General features: G+C 69.3%; 11 protein-coding genes. 5 read left to right on the plus strand and 6 right to left on the minus strand.

Features of this window, described 5'->3' with window-relative positions; translation table 11 throughout:
• From PPSIR1_RS26595 to PPSIR1_RS26605, 3 genes are all read right to left on the minus strand, one after another.
• Positions 1 to 600: mechanosensitive ion channel family protein (locus tag PPSIR1_RS26595; RefSeq protein WP_006974292.1), on the minus strand; the 600-nt coding region annotated here is incomplete at its 3' end.
• A 29-nt stretch (positions 601 to 629) separates the two neighbouring features.
• A complete protein-coding gene (locus tag PPSIR1_RS26600; protein WP_006974293.1) occupies positions 630 to 1793 on the minus strand; it encodes a DmpA family aminopeptidase in 1164 nt (387 codons plus the stop codon).
• On the minus strand, positions 1777 to 3801 hold the full coding sequence (locus tag PPSIR1_RS26605) for a D-alanine--D-alanine ligase family protein (protein WP_006974294.1): 2025 nt from the start codon (positions 3799 to 3801) through the stop codon (positions 1777 to 1779). Before PPSIR1_RS26605 ends, PPSIR1_RS26600 begins: the two co-directional genes overlap by 17 nt.
• Positions 3802 to 4092: 291 nt before the next feature.
• Between PPSIR1_RS26605 and PPSIR1_RS49575 the strand changes: the two genes are divergently transcribed.
• From PPSIR1_RS49575 to PPSIR1_RS43875, 5 genes are read left to right on the plus strand one after another with little or no spacing between them, the layout of a single operon-like run.
• Positions 4093 to 5052, plus strand: a complete 960-nt coding sequence (locus tag PPSIR1_RS49575; protein WP_006974295.1) for an ATP-grasp domain-containing protein — start codon at positions 4093 to 4095, stop codon at positions 5050 to 5052.
• 28 nt (positions 5053 to 5080) lie between these two features.
• Complete coding sequence (locus PPSIR1_RS26615) at positions 5081 to 6565, plus strand: ATP-grasp domain-containing protein (RefSeq protein WP_006974296.1); 1485 nt, start codon at positions 5081 to 5083, stop codon at positions 6563 to 6565.
• Between the two features lie 11 nt (positions 6566 to 6576).
• On the plus strand, positions 6577 to 7593 hold the full coding sequence (locus tag PPSIR1_RS26620) for a succinylglutamate desuccinylase/aspartoacylase family protein (protein ID WP_045116806.1): 1017 nt from the start codon (positions 6577 to 6579) through the stop codon (positions 7591 to 7593).
• Between the two features lie 3 nt (positions 7594 to 7596).
• Positions 7597 to 8595, plus strand: a complete 999-nt coding sequence (locus tag PPSIR1_RS26625) for a succinylglutamate desuccinylase/aspartoacylase family protein (RefSeq protein ID WP_006974299.1) — start codon at positions 7597 to 7599, stop codon at positions 8593 to 8595.
• Positions 8596 to 8614: 19 nt separating this feature from the next.
• Positions 8615 to 9787 (plus strand): protein phosphatase 2C domain-containing protein, encoded by a 1173-nt coding sequence (locus PPSIR1_RS43875; RefSeq protein WP_006974300.1) that lies wholly within the window; start codon positions 8615 to 8617, stop codon positions 9785 to 9787.
• Between the two features lie 7 nt (positions 9788 to 9794).
• On the opposite strand, the gene PPSIR1_RS26635 is transcribed toward PPSIR1_RS43875, so the two are convergent.
• From PPSIR1_RS26635 to PPSIR1_RS26645, 3 genes are read right to left on the minus strand one after another with little or no spacing between them, the layout of a single operon-like run.
• Complete coding sequence (locus tag PPSIR1_RS26635; protein WP_006974301.1) at positions 9795 to 11342, minus strand: Dyp-type peroxidase; 1548 nt, start codon at positions 11340 to 11342, stop codon at positions 9795 to 9797.
• 21 nt (positions 11343 to 11363) lie between these two features.
• Positions 11364 to 12623, minus strand: a complete 1260-nt coding sequence (locus PPSIR1_RS26640; protein WP_006974302.1) for a hypothetical protein — start codon at positions 12621 to 12623, stop codon at positions 11364 to 11366.
• Positions 12624 to 12652: 29 nt separating this feature from the next.
• The gene (locus PPSIR1_RS26645; protein ID WP_198154615.1) at positions 12653 to 14374 is read right to left on the minus strand and encodes a D-arabinono-1,4-lactone oxidase; all 1722 of its coding nucleotides are present in this window, start codon (positions 14372 to 14374) and stop codon (positions 12653 to 12655) included.
• Positions 14375 to 14387: the final 13 nt, after the last annotated feature.

Raw genomic sequence — 14387 nt, forward strand, 5'->3', positions numbered from 1 at the left:
CGCCTCGCGGACCTGCTCTACGTCGCTCGAGTAGGCGACCCCGATCGGGAAGCGGAAGCGGACGAGGCGGCTCTGGTGGCTGAGGTTGATGACGCGCTGGCTGACCAGCTCGGAGTTGGGCACGAGCACGTCGACGTTCTCGTTGGTCCGGACCACCGTCGCGCGGGCCTGGATGTCGACGACCTGCCCCTGGGTATTGTCCGCGAGCTCGATGCGATCCCCGACCTTCACGGGGCGCTCGAACAGCAGCACGATGCCGCTGACGAAGTTGTCCGCGAGGTTCTGGAGGCCCAGCCCGACGCCGACACCGACGGCGCCGAGGGCCACGAGCACGCTCTTGAACTCGAGCCCGATCCACGGGAGGACCGCCAGCATGCCCACGATCCAGATGGCGTAGGCCATGATGCGCGCCGTCGCGTACTGGACCCCGACGTCGACCCGGGTCCGCCGGAGCACGCGGAACACGAGCTTGCGCCGGACGAGGTAGGCGAAGACGGCGACGGTGACGAGGTAGAGCGACAGCGAGATGAGCGTCCCCGCCGTCACGGTCTGCGCTCCGAGTGAGAAGAGCTCGCGGTTCCAGATATCTTGCATCGACATGCCTCCGTGTCCGAGTGGAGCGTACAGCCTCAGCTGCGCTGTAGCTCGGGGAGGCGGCGGGAGTCGCGTACGAGGGACCGGACGCGCTCGAGGGGCATGCCTGGCACGACATGCCCCGCACGCCCGGTCATCGTTCGACCGGCACACAGCGCGTTGATGATGGCCTCTTCCGTCACTTCGATGGTCGCCCGGTAGAGCGCGTCGATGCGCTGGTCGAGGAGCGCCTCGATCTTGAAGGTCATGCCCTTGGGCTGACGCGGGATCAGGTTCGCCGTCGAGAAGCCGAGGATGATCTCGCCAGAGCCGTGGGCCGCGTAGGAGCCCACCCGCCCCACGCCCAGCGCCGCGCGCTTGCAGACGCGGGTGAGCTGTTGCGCCAACAAGGGCGCGTTGGTGGCGATCACCACGATGATGCTGCCGTACAGGCTCTCGCGGTCATGGAAAGACCCCGTGGCGAACTCGGGCGAGAGCGCGCGGCCTACCGGCACCCCGTCGACGCGCAGGTCCTCGCGGCGCCCGAAGTTGCTCATGACCAGGGCGCCGACGACGTAGCCGCCCTCCCCGACGGGGAGCTTGCGCGAGGAGGTCCCGATCCCAGCCTTGAAGTCGCAGGTGATCATCCCCGTACCGCCGCCGACGCTGCCCTCGGCCACGCTCCCGCCGCGGGCCGTGTCGAGGGCCTCGAACACGTGCGCGTGGTGAATGTGTCGACCGCGGATGTCGTTGAGCCAAGAGTCGTCGCACTCGCCCACGAGGGGGATGATGACGTCTTGCTCCGTCCCCAGCCGAGGGTTGCGCTCGACCATCCAGCGCATCACGGCCTCGGAGCAGGTGCCGACGGCGAGGGTGTTGGTCAGCAAGATCGGCGTCTCGATCAACCCCCACTCCATCAGCTGGGTCAGCCCCGCGAGCTCGCCCGCGCCGTTGAGCACGTGACCCGAGCCGATCACGCGGTGCGTGTAGATGTTCCCGCGGTGGGGGAAGATCGCCGTGACGCCGGTGCGCACGGGCCCGCCCCCGGGCTCAGCGGCCACGTCCCCGGAGATCAGCGTGGAGTGACCCACGCGGACCCCGGGCACGTCGGTGATGGCGTTGAAGCGTCCCCGCGGGTAGACCCCGATGTGGATGCCGAGGTCGCGCGCGCGCGTCCGCTTGGCCCGCTTCCGCGCGCTCGAGTCAGTTGACGCGGGCACGTCCCGAGCCTCCGAGTGAAGGGAGGCTGTGACCGGCTCGGGCCAGGGCGGGCGCCACGAGGCCCGCGACCAAGCCCGCGTAGTCGATGCCTTCGGCCGCCGCGATCATGCACAGGTCCGACCACCCTGGGCTGAGCCCGGGCAAGGGGTTGCACTCGATGAAGTGCGCCTCCCCGGCGGCGTCTAGGCGCAGATCGATGCGCGCGACGTCGCGGCAGCCGAGGGCCCGAAAGGCCGCCTGAGCCGCGCTCCGCAAGGCATCGTCGAGGTCTGCGTCGACCTGGGCCGGCGCCTGGTAGCGGACCCCCGCGTCCGCCGAGAGCTTGGACTCGAAGCCATAGAACGCGTGGCTGTCCGAGTCGTCGTGGATGATCTCCATGGGCGCGAGCACGGCGGGGTGGAGGGCCTCGACGATGCCGACCGTGAACTCGCGCCCTGGCAGGTACTCCTCCACGAGCACTGGCTGATGGTAGCGCGCGAGCAGAGCCCAGGCTCGCGTCCGGAGCGAGCGCTCGTCGAGGACGACCGCCCCATCATCGATACCCTTGGAGCTGCCCTCGGCGATGGGCTTGAGGAACAGCGGATAGCGAAGGCCGGTCGGCAGCGGGTCGCTGCCGCGGCGCAACACGGCCCAGCTCGGCGTCCGCAGGCCCGCCGCGGCGACCGCAGCCTTGGCCAGCGACTTGTCGAGGGTCAGGGCCATGGCGACGGCGTCCGAGCCCGTGTAGGGCACGCCGAGGAGCTCGAGCAGCGCGGGCACGATGAGCTCGCGGCACCGCCCGCGGCTGCCCTCCGCGATGTTGAAGGCGAGGGCCAGCTTGGCCCTCGGCAGGGTGTGGACCAGGTCCGGGGTCGCCTCGAGCTCCACGACGTCGAGCCCGAGCTGGCCCAGGGCGTCGGCGAGCGCGTCGACGGTCTCTCGCGAGTCGAACTCGGCCTCGCTGTCGTCGCCTCGCCGCGGGTCGACGCGGCGGAGGTTGTAGATGAGCCCCACGCGGGGCCGGCGAGGGCGCGAAGGCTGGGGCGAACGGGTGACTGGTTGGCGTCGGACGGCGCTGGCGATCACGGACCCCAGGACCATGTCCGGTTGACTCAAGCCGGCCAGCGCCGCGCTCTCGTAGATGCTCGCGCCGGGCTCGAGGCTCGGCAGCGCGTTGATCTCCAGGAAGTAAGGCTCGCCGCTGGGGGTGATCCGAAAGTCGAGGCGCGCGAGGTCACGGACGTTCAGGGCCGCGACGATCCGCTCGGACATGCGGGCGAGCTTGCGCGCCAGCGCGGGCGCGAGCTTGGCGGGGGTTTGGACCTGGACGGCGCCGCCGTCTTGCTTGAGCTCGTAGTCGTAGATCTGCTGCGCGTCCACGGGGGCGTCGCCAAAGCTGTACTCGGCGGCCGGCAAGGCGCCGACGACCTCGAGCCAGGGGACGGTGACGTCCCGGCCAGGGACGAAGGCCTCTACGAGCACGCCCGCCTCAAAGCGCGCCAAGAGCCTCGACACGAGCAGGGGAACCTCCCTGGGGTCATGGGCGATGGAGTGCCCCGAGACCCCCTTGGAGCTCCCTTCGAAGTTGGGCTTGATGATGGCCGGGATCGGCCAGCTCGACGCCGGGATGTCCGCGAGCTCGGTGTAGTCCTCGATCAAGAACGAGCGCGGCGTGGGTACGCCCAGCGCCGCCACGACCTCCTTGGTGCGATGCTTGTCCAGAGTCAGGGCGCAGGTGGTCGGACCGGAGCCGGTGTAGGCGAGGCCGAGCTCCTCGAACAGCGCGGGAAACAGCGCCTCGCGCAGGGGCCCGCCCTGGCCCTCGGCCGTGTTGAGCACCAGGTCTGGCGCGTAGCGCTCGAGCTCGGCCACCGCCTGACCGAGCTCGTTCGACATGTCGAACAGCCCGACCTGGTGGCCCAGATCGCGCAGCATCGTGGCGATGGCGACGACGGTCTCAGGGCTGTCGAACTCCGCCTGGGCTTCGGTCTCGCGGGTCTTGAGGTTGTGGACGAAGGCGATGCGCATCCTGTTGGTCTTGAGCCCTCGGCAAAGGGGAAGGGTGCACGGCTGAGGCTAAAAAGTGAGCCACAAAAGGCGACGGCCGGTCCCGACCCCCGTGGGTCGTCCGGCCGCCGCAAAAGTCGACTCCGACGCCTCCTTTCACGGTGTCAGAGCCTCCTGCGGCGCGAATGGGTGCAGCGTTCAGGTGGTCTCGTGCCTGAGCCCCTCACCCGCGCTTCGTGGACGATAAATTCGCGCGAAGCTGCACCCTTCCGTGACAAGCTCGGCTCAGTGCGTGCAACGAACGGAGCTCCAGTGAACTGTCTCTTTGTCGTCAACGACCCCAGCGAGCTCGATCCGAGCCAGACCACGACCATGATGCTGGCGCGCATGGCCGCCCGCGGTCACCGCGTGACCGTCGCGGGCGCGAGCGACCTCAGCCTCGACGTGGACGCGCGCATCCACGCCCACGTCTCCCACGTCGACCCCAGCGGCGCGCGGACCCGTCGGGACGAGCTCATCTTGGGCGCCGGGGACCTGGTGGTCGTCCGCACCAACCCCGCCCGGGGTCTCAGCGGCCCGATCTACTCGAGCCTGCTCGACCTGCTGGCCTTCGCCTCGCTGCACCACGGCGTGGTCGTCCTCAACGACGCGGACAGCCTGCGCCGGGCGACCTCCAAGCTCTACGCGAGCCGCCTCCCCGAGCACCTGCGCCCCCGGACCATCGTCACCCGTGACGGCGCGAAGATCCGCCGCTTCGTCGAGGACAACCCGGGCAAGTCCATCCTCAAGCCCCTCGTCGGCACCCGCGGCACGGACGTGTTCCAGGTCCGGGGGGACGAGCCGAACCTCAACCAGATCATGGAGGTCCTGCTGCGCGGCGGCCTGGCCATGGCCCAGGAGTTCGTGCCCGAGGCCGTCGAGGGCGACACGCGGGTGATCGTCCTCGACGGGGCCGCGCTGACCGTCGACGGCCACGTGGCCGCGGTCCGCCGGGTCCCCAAGTCCACGGACTTTCGCAGCAACGTGCATGTCGGCGCGGTCCCGGAGCCCGCCGAGTACACGCCCAAGCTTCGCGCCGTGGTCGAGGCGGCGGCGCCCTTGCTCGCGGCCGACGGTCTGGCGCTGTGCGGCCTCGACATCATCGGCGACAAGATCATCGAGATCAACGTATTCTCCGCGGGCGGCATCGGCGACGCGAGCACCTTCTTCGGCGTCGACTTCATCGCGCCCATCTTGGACTTCTTCGAGTCCGCAGTAGCGAACCCGACCTGACCCGGCAGACGCAGACGAGAGCGAGACCATGCAGAACTTCGACAACACCCAGGCAGGCGCGGGGCCCAAGACCGCGCGCGACCCGAGCTACGAGCGCCTCGCCCCCGGCAGCTTCGAGTCGGTGCGCCACTTCTACCCGCGCGTCCTCAACGCGCAGATCCACCCCATGGCGCGCTTTTTCCTCAGCCTCGGCAACGATCGCATCGTGACGCGCTACTGCCACCTCAACCCGCGCGTCGACCCCCTCGCGCTCAGCGACATCCTGGCCTACCAGCCCCGCTACTTCCGCTGGGCCGGCAGCGACCTGCTGCACGTCACGACCGAGGGCGGCAACCGGAAGATGGTCGTGATCGAGACCAACTCCTGCCCCTCGGGGCAAAAGTCCATGCCGCTCTACGAGGAGAACGAGGAGCAGGGCTCCTACAGCATCAACCTCAAGCGCTGCTTCATGCCGATGCTCAGCAAGAAGCGCCGGGGGCTCGAGGGCGGCCTCGCGGTCATCTACGACAAGAACTTGATGGAGGCCTCGGGCTACGCCTCGGCGCTCGCCGACCTCGCCGACGAGCCCGTGCACCTCGTCGAGTTCCCCGACGGCGCCGAGAACCCGCGGGCGCGCTTCGTCGACGGGGTGCTCGAGATCCGCGACGACCAGGACGAGTGGCGGCCGATCCGGAGCGCGTTCCGCTACGTGACCCAGCGACCCTGGAACCGCATCCCCGTCCACACCAAGACGCAGATCTTGAACCCGGTGATCTCCTGCCTGGCCGGCGGCCGCAACAAGTCGATCGGCGCCAAGGCCTACGAGTTCTACAACGCCGAGCTCGCGCCCACGGGGCTGCGCATCTACACGCCCGAGACCCACTGGGACGTGTCCCTGGCCGAGGTGCCGCTGTGGGTCGCCAAGCTCGGGGGCCTGGCGGTCATCAAGGTCCCCTACGCCAACGCCGGCCAGGGCGTGTACACGATCACCTCGCCCGAGGAGCTCGCGGCCTTCACCAAGCTCGAGCACCGCTACGACCGCTTCGTCGTCCAGAGCCTGATCGGAAACTCCAACTGGAGCTCGACGACGCCGCAGGGCCGGCTGTTCCACGTCGGCACCATCCCCAACAAGCGCCGGATGTCCTACGTCGCCGACCTGCGCGTGATGGTCAGCGGCGGGGCGGACGGCTACCGGCCCCTGGTGCTCTACGCTCGCCGCGCGCGTCGCCCCCTGGTCAACAGCCTGGGCGAGTACTCGAGCTGGGACATGCTGGGCACGAACCTGTCGGTCCGCGCCGAGGACGGGGGCTGGGGCAGCGACACCAACCGCCTGCTGCTGGTCGACCGCAAGGACTTCAACAGCCTGGGCCTGGGCCTCGACAGCCTGATCGAGGCCTACATCCAGTCCGTGCTCGCCGCCGTCGCCATCGACCGCATGGCCAAGCGCCTGATGAGCTCCAAGGGCACGCTCCGGCGTCGCCTGTTTCGCTCGCTCAACGACGACGAAGCCCTGATCGGCGAGATCGTGAAGTAAGAGGGATAAGCATGTCGAACGGAGAATTAGCCCAAGTCGTCGAGGCCCTCGAGCCCGACCAAATCCCGCGCGGACGGATCGCGCGCTTGCTCGTCGAGGTCGCCCACGACGGCCTCTCGCGCCCCATCCAGCTGCCCGTGCTCGTCGCCCGGGGCGAGCGACCAGGGCCCGTGTTTGGCCTGACCGCGGCCCTGCACGGCAACGAGCTCAACGGCATCCCCGTCATCCAGCGCCTGTTCAGTCGCCTGGATCCGAAGACGCTGCGGGGGACGGTCGTCGGGGTCATCGTCGTCAACGTCCCCGGCTACCTCAATCACGAGCGCTACTTCGAGCACTGGGACCTCAACCACATGTTCCCGGGCCGGCCCAACGGCAACGCGGCCTCGGTCTACGTCAGTCGGGTGATGGAGCGGATCGTGGAGAAGTTCGATCTACTCATCGACCTGCACACGGCGAGCTTTGGGCGGGTCAATTCGCTCTACGTCCGCGCGGACATGACCCAGGCCGAGAGCGCGCGCATGGCCTACCTCCAGCGCCCGCAGATCATCGTCCACAACCCGCCCTCGGACCGGACCCTGCGCGGGGCCGCTGGCGAGCTGGGGATCCCGGCGATCACCCTGGAGATCGGCAACCCGGGCCGCTTCCACCGCGACTTCATCAAGCGCTCGCTGACCGGGCTGCGGGCGGTGCTGACCCACCACAAGATGACCCGCAACCGCGCCATCAACCCAGGGGCGCCGCCCGTTCTGTGCGATCGCTCGTCTTGGATCTACACCGATCGGGGCGGCCTGCTCGAGGTCTTCCCCCAGGTCACGGAGACGGTCGAGGAAGGGCAGCTCATCGCGCGGCTGTCGACCCCCTTCGGGGACCTCATCCGTGACTACCACGCGCCTCACGACGGGGTCGTGATCGGTCACAGCATCAACCCGGTCGCGGAGACCGGCGCGCGGATCCTCCACCTGGGCATCCCGGCGCGGCCCAACGACCCGCGCTTCATCCCCCGCGAGCCCCCCGCCAAGACCGAGTAGAGCATGCCCGCCCCCAACCATCGTCAGCATCAAATCGAGGTCGTCGAATCCTTCGACCTCGCCCAGTTCGAGCCGGGGACGTCAACCAAGCTCCGGGTGTCGATGGTCGGCAACGGGCTCGGCGGGCTCATCAGCGTCCCGGTCGTCATCATCCGCGGGGTCGAAGCGGGGCCCGTCGTCGGTCTGACGGCCGCGGTCCACGGCAACGAGCTCAACGGCATGCGCGTGATCCAAGAGGTGATCGCGGCGGTGAAGCCCGAGGCGCTCCGGGGCACGTTGGTCTGCGTCCCCGTCGTCAACGTGCCGGGCTACCTCAACAACACGCGCTCCTTCAACGACGGGGCCGACCTCAACCGGACCATGCCGGGCAAGGCCGACGGGACCAACGCTCAAGTCTACGCCCACCGCTTCGTGACGCGGGTGATCCCGCACCTCGACTACCTCATCGATCTACACACGGCGAGCTTCGGGCGCGTCAACACCCTCTACGTCCGGGCCGACCTCACCGACCCCGACTCGCGGTGGATGGCCCGTTGCCAGCACCCGCAGATCATCTTGCACAACACCGCGGGCGACGGGACGCTGCGCGGGGCGGCCATGGACCTCGGCGTGAAGTCGATCACCGTCGAGGTCGGCAACCCCAACGCCTTCCAGGCCGAGCTGATCCACGACAGCACCGCGGGGGTCATGAACGTCCTCGCGCACTTGGAGATGATCGCGGCCAACGAGCGCCAGCACGCGCGGGAGCCGGTGATCTGCGCGCGCTCGTACTGGATGTACACCCAAGTCGGCGGCGTGCTGACCGTCTACCCCAAGCTGGCCGACCGCGTGCGCGCCGGGGAGCTCGTCGCGCGCGTGCACGACATCTTTGGCGAGCGGCTCGCCGAGTATCGGGCCCCGGACGATGGGGTCGTCATCGGGCGCTCGACGCACCCGGTGAACCAGACCGGCTCACGCATCCTGCACCTGGGCATCGAGGGATCCCTGACGGCCTACACCTGAACGACGCGCGGACAGTTCCATGACCAAGGCGACGAGCAACGGACGCACCGACGTTGGTCGAGTGCGGGGCAACAACGAAGACAGCCTCCTGCTCCTCGACGAGCTCGGCTTCTACGCCGTCGCGGACGGCGTGGGCGGTCGGGCAGCGGGCGAGGTGGCCTCGCGGCTCGCGGTCGACTCCGCGGCTGAGTTCATTCGGGCCTGGCGCGCCAACCCAGAGCTCAGCCTGGTCGAGGCCGCCCAGGGCGCGGTCGAGGCGGCCTGCCGCGCGGTCTACCAGCGAGCCGAGAGCAGCCCTCGCCTGCGGGGCATGCTCTCGACCCTGACCCTCGTGGTGATCGACGAGGACAGCGCAGCGATGGCGCACGTCGGGGACAGTCGGCTGTACCTGGTCCGGGACGGGCGAGTCGACCAGCTGTCGACCGATCACACCCTCGCCGCGGAGTTCGCCCGGCGGGGGCTGATCGACCGCGGTGAGGTCGAGAGCCATACCTTCGCCCACACGCTGACGCGCACGGTCGGAGAGCAGCCTCTCGTGGTCGTGGATACCCTCGAGTTCGAGCTCGTCCACGGGGACGTCCTGGTGTTGACGACCGACGGGGTCAACCCCGTCATGCGAGAGCCCCAGTGGGTGCTCGCGCGACTCGACCAGGGCGGACGGCTCGCAGATCAACTGATCGAAGCGGCGAACGCTGCGGGCGGCCGGGACAACTCCAGCGTCGTCGTCGTCCGTCCTCGGGGCGTCAAGCTGAGCGCCCGAAGCGCTGCCGACTACCTGCGCGCCGCGGAGCCATTCTCTCGGCTATCGACCGCGGGGATGCTCTCGCTTGTCTCCGCCGGCCAGGTCCGGAAGGTGGCCAATGACGAGGTCGTGTTCGAGGAGGGTGGACGGGTCGATCGCATGGTCGTCGTGCTCGAGGGCAAGCTCGGGTGGACGGTAGGCGAGAGCTCGCGGCGCCTCGGCCCAGGGGAGTGCATGGGCATCAGCGCGCTCTTCCAGCCCGCGACCTGCCCTGGGACGCTGATCGGCCACGGCAAGGCCCAGATCTTGGTCCTCGACGGGCGGCAGCTCGGACGCATCATTCGCCGGCGCCCGCGGCTCGGGAGCGCCGTGATGCGCGGCCTGAGCGTGACGCTCGCCGAGCTCGTCCAAACGCGAGGGGACGAGCCCCTCTCCGCGCGCGGGTTTTGAGCTTTGGCTAGCCCGGAGCGCCGCTCGGCTCGGGCGCTGGAGCGGGGGACTTCTCGCAACCATCGCCGCCGTTCTCGTCGGGCTGGCCGCTCTCGCACTCGCCCCCCTCTTGGTCCCACTCGATGCTCTTGGCGATGTCGTAGAGCGCGTCGATGCTGGGCAGCAGGAAGTAGGCCCCGCCCTTGGTGGTCACGAAGGTCGGCAGCTTCCAGGCGATCACCGGCGCCTCGTTGCGCTTGCCCGAGGGGATGAGGAACTTGGCCCCCGCGGTCTGCGTGGCGATGAGCGGGTCGCGGTCCTCGGGGATGGTCAGGTGCGTCGAGGACAGCACCTCGTCGACCCAGTTTTGCTGCACGAACTCGAACTGCCGGGAGATGTCGGCGTTGATGACCACGAACAAGATGCCCCGGTCCTGGCCGTCGTCGGCCTGGCCGGCGGGCAGGAAGGGCCCGTAGGGCGTGGCCCGGCGGATGATCCGGTGCAGCTTGGTCTGCGAGGTCAGCGGCCCGCTCGGGTCGTCGCGGGGGTTGTTGCGGCGGATGTGCGCGCCGAAGGGGCAGGCCGTCCCGTCCTTGTCGTCGGTGTAGCGGAAGTCGTTGTTGCGCTTGGGGTTGGCGGCCAGGCGCTCGTTGTCCTTGCGCGGCGAGAGCACCAGGGGCGCGCCGCTGGGCCAGCGCCCGATCATCTTGGAGCCGACGAACTCCGCCGACTCGCCGCGCTGGCGCCCGACCTCGGCGGTGTACTCGTGGAAGCGCGCGACGTGCTGGGCGAGCTTGCGGAACACCATGAAGCTGCCGTTCTTGAACAGCTGCGAGCCGAACTGCACCTGGCCCGACTCGTCGATGTGCCCGAGCACGAACTCCCCCGGCTGCAGCGGCGACCAGCCCCGGCGCTTGCCCGGGGTCCCGTCGCCGGGGAAGGACTCGAGCCCCGAGCCGAGCACCGCGGGCTGGGCGATGCCGTCGGTGTAGCCGAAGTGCTCCTTGCCCTCGAGGGGGGCGTCGAAGTGCTGGCCCCGCTCCTCGAACACCAGCGCCACCCCGGCCGTGTTGGCCAGGCGCTGATCCACCTCTCCGCGCAGGGTGTCGAGGCTGCCCCGGTCCCCGCTGGCGAGGCTGATGACCGCGTGCAGGCGCTCGCGGTAGCCGGACTCCCAGTGCTCGGGGGCGCTGGGGCCCCGGTCGCCGAGGATCGACTCGGCGCGCTCGAGCATGCCGCACTTGAAGGCCTCGATGGCGCCCGTGGCCTCGTGATCGCGCTCGTCGAGGGCGCGGGCGTTGCCCCCGAGCCCGAGCAGCTCGAGGCAGGCGTAGCTGAGCCCGATGTTGAGCACGGCGACGGGGCACGGGCCGACCTTGGCCGGGTCTTGCTTGGCCCCGCTGCGCGCCTGGTCGTAGGCCTCGCAGCTGGTGACCAGGGGGTAGAGGGCGTCGATCAACGCCCGGCACGCGCGGTCGCTGGCGAACTGGAGGAAGAGGTACTGGACGAACTTGGGCGCCTCGCCTTGGCGAAAGCCCCGCAGGACGTTGCTCTGGACTTGAGCTAGCTCGAGCATGGGTCTGGTCTCGCTCTGGGGTCAGGTCAGCAGCAGCTGATTCTCGTAGAGGAAGCGATCGAGCTTCTTGCGCAGCTTGGGATCGTCGGGGTCGACGCGCTTGCGGAAGCACTCCAGCTCGTCCGCGAGGGCGAGGCTGGACTGGATCTCGAGCAGGGTGTGGTTGAGGTAGGAGCCGCCGAAGGCGTTGGTCTGGAGCTCGTGGCTGCGCAGGAAGTCCTTGAACTGGGCCACGTCCTGGGAGCCGGCGAGGGGGTAGCCGATGCAGGCCCCGAACACCTGGTCGATCTCCTTGGCGATGCGCGTGCCGAAGTCCTCGACGTACTGGATGAAGTCGCCGTCGTAGACGCTGGCGAACAGCATCTGGTCGCCGTTGATGATGCTGACCCGGGCGAAGTGCAGGGTCGGCAGGTTCTCGAGCGGGCGCAGGCCCAGGTCGATGGTCGCCCAGGTGCCCAGGCGCAGGGTCCGTTGGACCTTGCGCAGCTCGCCGGGCTTGACCCGCGCGAGCAGGGTGAAGGGGTTGACCCGGCCCTTCCCGACGATCGGCTCCATGCGCAGCAGGGTCTTCGAGGTCACGTCGAGGTCCGCCGCCTTTTGGCCCTGACGCTGGAGCGCGAGCTTGGGCAGCATCACGACCAGGTGCGGGTCGTTCCAAAACGGCTCGTAGAGCGCCCGCAGCTCCGCCCCGGTCTCGCCCTGGCTGCGCTGCAGGAAGGTCAGGAAGTTCTCGCGCAAGGTCAGGGCGTCGCGGATGACCGGCTGCGACTCGTTGTAGGCCCGGTAGTAGAGCTCGACGCAGATCTTGTTGTCCCAGATCCACTGGTTGAGCGCGGGCGTGTCCGCGGCTCCGCCGGGGGGGTAGCCCTCGCACAGCTCGAAGATGGGATCGACGCCGGCGGCGTTGTCCGAGAGCATGCGGATCGACTGCTCGTAGCGGTCGTAGATGACCATGACGAACAGCGAGCGCTGGTCGGTGGTGAACAGCCGCGCGTAGTGGATGCCGGCGGCGGGGACCTCGAAGGGATCGAGGTCCCCGTCGAGCAGCGCCCGCAGCTCGCGGAACTTGCCCTCGCGGATGGTCAGCCGGACCGTGATGGTCCGCGGCCCCGGCTTTTGGGTCGTCGGGGGCTTGGGCCGGACCGGGGAGAAGCAGGGCTTGCAGCCCATGGTCCCCGCGCTGAGCACGGTCGTCGCGGCCACGCCGACGACGGCGGAGCGCCGCGACAACAGCAGCTCGGGGCGGGCGAGGAGGGGGGTCAGCTCGTCGTGGTCAGACATGCTCGGACTCGCGGACAAGGGTGAGCGGCCTAGCCCTCGGCGGGCGCGGCTTCGGCTGGGGCGTCCTCGGCTGGCGCGGCCTCGGCCGGTACCGCCTCGGCCGGTACCGCCTCGACCGCCGGGGCGGCCTGCCGGCACAGGGTCAGCGCCTCGAGGTAGGGGTTGCAAAACACGCCCTCGGGGTCCCGGGCGGCCCGGAACTGCTCGAAGGCGTCGAGGCGATCGCCCCGGCGCTGGGCCAGGTCGGTCAGGAAGGCCGGGTTGAAGGCCGCCGAGTAGCCCTCGGCGCTCGCCGGGTCGTAAAAGCCGTACATCTTGCCGTTGTGCGGGAAGCCGCCGAGCTCGACCCAGACCCGCTCGATGTCGGCGAAGAACTCCAGCAGCTCGGGCGGGTAGGCCTCCGAGGGCACGGCGGCGACGAAGCCGATCATGTCGAGGTTGATGAACAGCGAGTCCTCGTTGGTCGAGTAGGTCCCGGCCATCGCCGTGTCGCCGCCGCGGATGAAGCGAAACTCCATGGGCGCCGCGAGCAGGAAGTCCTTGGACTCGGCCATGCGCTGGTTGACGGCGTCGAGCCCCGCCCAGGCCCGGCTCAGCCCCTCGTCGTCGATGTTCGGCAGCTCGATGAAGTAGGACATGAACATCACCCGCGCCGCCGCCGAGAGCCACAGCTCGCGGTGCTTGCGGTCGGCGTGGTCGGTCTGCATGACGATGACCTCCATCGCGCCGTCGATGAGCACCGAGGCCTCGGCCTCGCTGCCCGCGAGCTGGGCCTTCTCCTCGACGGCCTCGGCCACCGCCTCGAGGAACTCGCCCTCGTAGGGCGCCCCCCACAGCTCGTTCTCGGCGTAGGTGCAGGCCGACGCGACCTCGTAGCCCTTGTTCTTTTTCTTCTTCTTGGGGTCGTCGACGACGTCCCAGTACAGCGCCATGAACTTGCGCGAGTAGGGGTTGTAGAACGACTCGATGCGGTCGTGGGTGGTCAGCAGCTCGCTGTAGGTCGCGACGAAGTCCTCGCGTTTGTGCAGATCGTGGGTCTCGCGGCCGAACACCAACGAGGTCGCGTAGGGGCGCTCTTGGACCTCGATGGTCACCGAGGTCACCACCCCCAGGGCCCCGAGGGACACCCGCGCGAACTGCATGGGCGAGTAGTCGCCGACCGCGGGGGAGTCGAGGTCGTAGGTGGTGACCGAGCCATCGGGGCCGACCACGGTGAAGGCCACCGCCGTCTCGGCGAAGATGCCCGAGGCGACCGTGGCCCCGTGCACGTCGACGGCGGTCATGCCCCCGAGGCTGAAGAAGCCGCCGGCGGTCACGGTCTCGAGCATCAGGTCGTTCTCGACCAAGAAGGCGTCGAGGGCGTCCTCGCGCACGCCCGCGTTGACGGTGACACGCAGCCTCTCCCGGTCGAGGACGATGTTCTCGTCCCCGCCGCCCAGGTCGGCGTAGCACGACAAGTCGATCAGCCAGGTGTCCGCCCCGGCCAGGTCCTCGGCCCGGGCCTCGTTGACGACCAGGCCCGGCTGAGAGTGGCGCTGGCCGGACACCCGGACGTGCACGCCCTCGGGGCGCTCACCGAGGATCCGCTGGAGCTCCTCGAGCTTGGTCGGCGAAAAATAGTAGTTTTTCCCGGACTGCAGCGGCGGGTGAACGAGGTTGTGACTCCAATTTTCCCACTCGGGGTTCTGCCTGAGGGGAACGGAGGCGTTGGGATCGTTCTTCAGCGGCTTGTGCCCGCAAGCGGCACACAACGCGACACACAGC

The sequence above is a fragment of the Plesiocystis pacifica SIR-1 genome (assembly GCF_000170895.1).
Classification (GTDB): domain Bacteria; phylum Myxococcota_A; class Polyangia; order Nannocystales; family Nannocystaceae; genus Plesiocystis; species Plesiocystis pacifica.

Excerpts from the sequence above, each read along its gene's own strand:
- PPSIR1_RS26605 (WP_006974294.1), bottom strand. The coding sequence starts at position 3,801 with ATGCGCATCGCCTTCGTCCACAACCTCAAGACCCGCGAGACCGAAGCC.
- PPSIR1_RS26615 (WP_006974296.1), top strand. The coding sequence starts at position 5,081 with ATGCAGAACTTCGACAACACCCAGGCAGGCGCGGGGCCCAAGACCGCG.
- PPSIR1_RS26620 (WP_045116806.1), top strand. The coding sequence starts at position 6,577 with ATGTCGAACGGAGAATTAGCCCAAGTCGTCGAGGCCCTCGAGCCCGAC.
- PPSIR1_RS26625 (WP_006974299.1), top strand. The coding sequence starts at position 7,597 with ATGCCCGCCCCCAACCATCGTCAGCATCAAATCGAGGTCGTCGAATCC.
- PPSIR1_RS43875 (WP_006974300.1), top strand. The coding sequence starts at position 8,615 with ATGACCAAGGCGACGAGCAACGGACGCACCGACGTTGGTCGAGTGCGG.
- PPSIR1_RS26635 (WP_006974301.1), bottom strand. The coding sequence starts at position 11,342 with ATGCTCGAGCTAGCTCAAGTCCAGAGCAACGTCCTGCGGGGCTTTCGC.
- PPSIR1_RS26640 (WP_006974302.1), bottom strand. The coding sequence starts at position 12,623 with ATGTCTGACCACGACGAGCTGACCCCCCTCCTCGCCCGCCCCGAGCTG.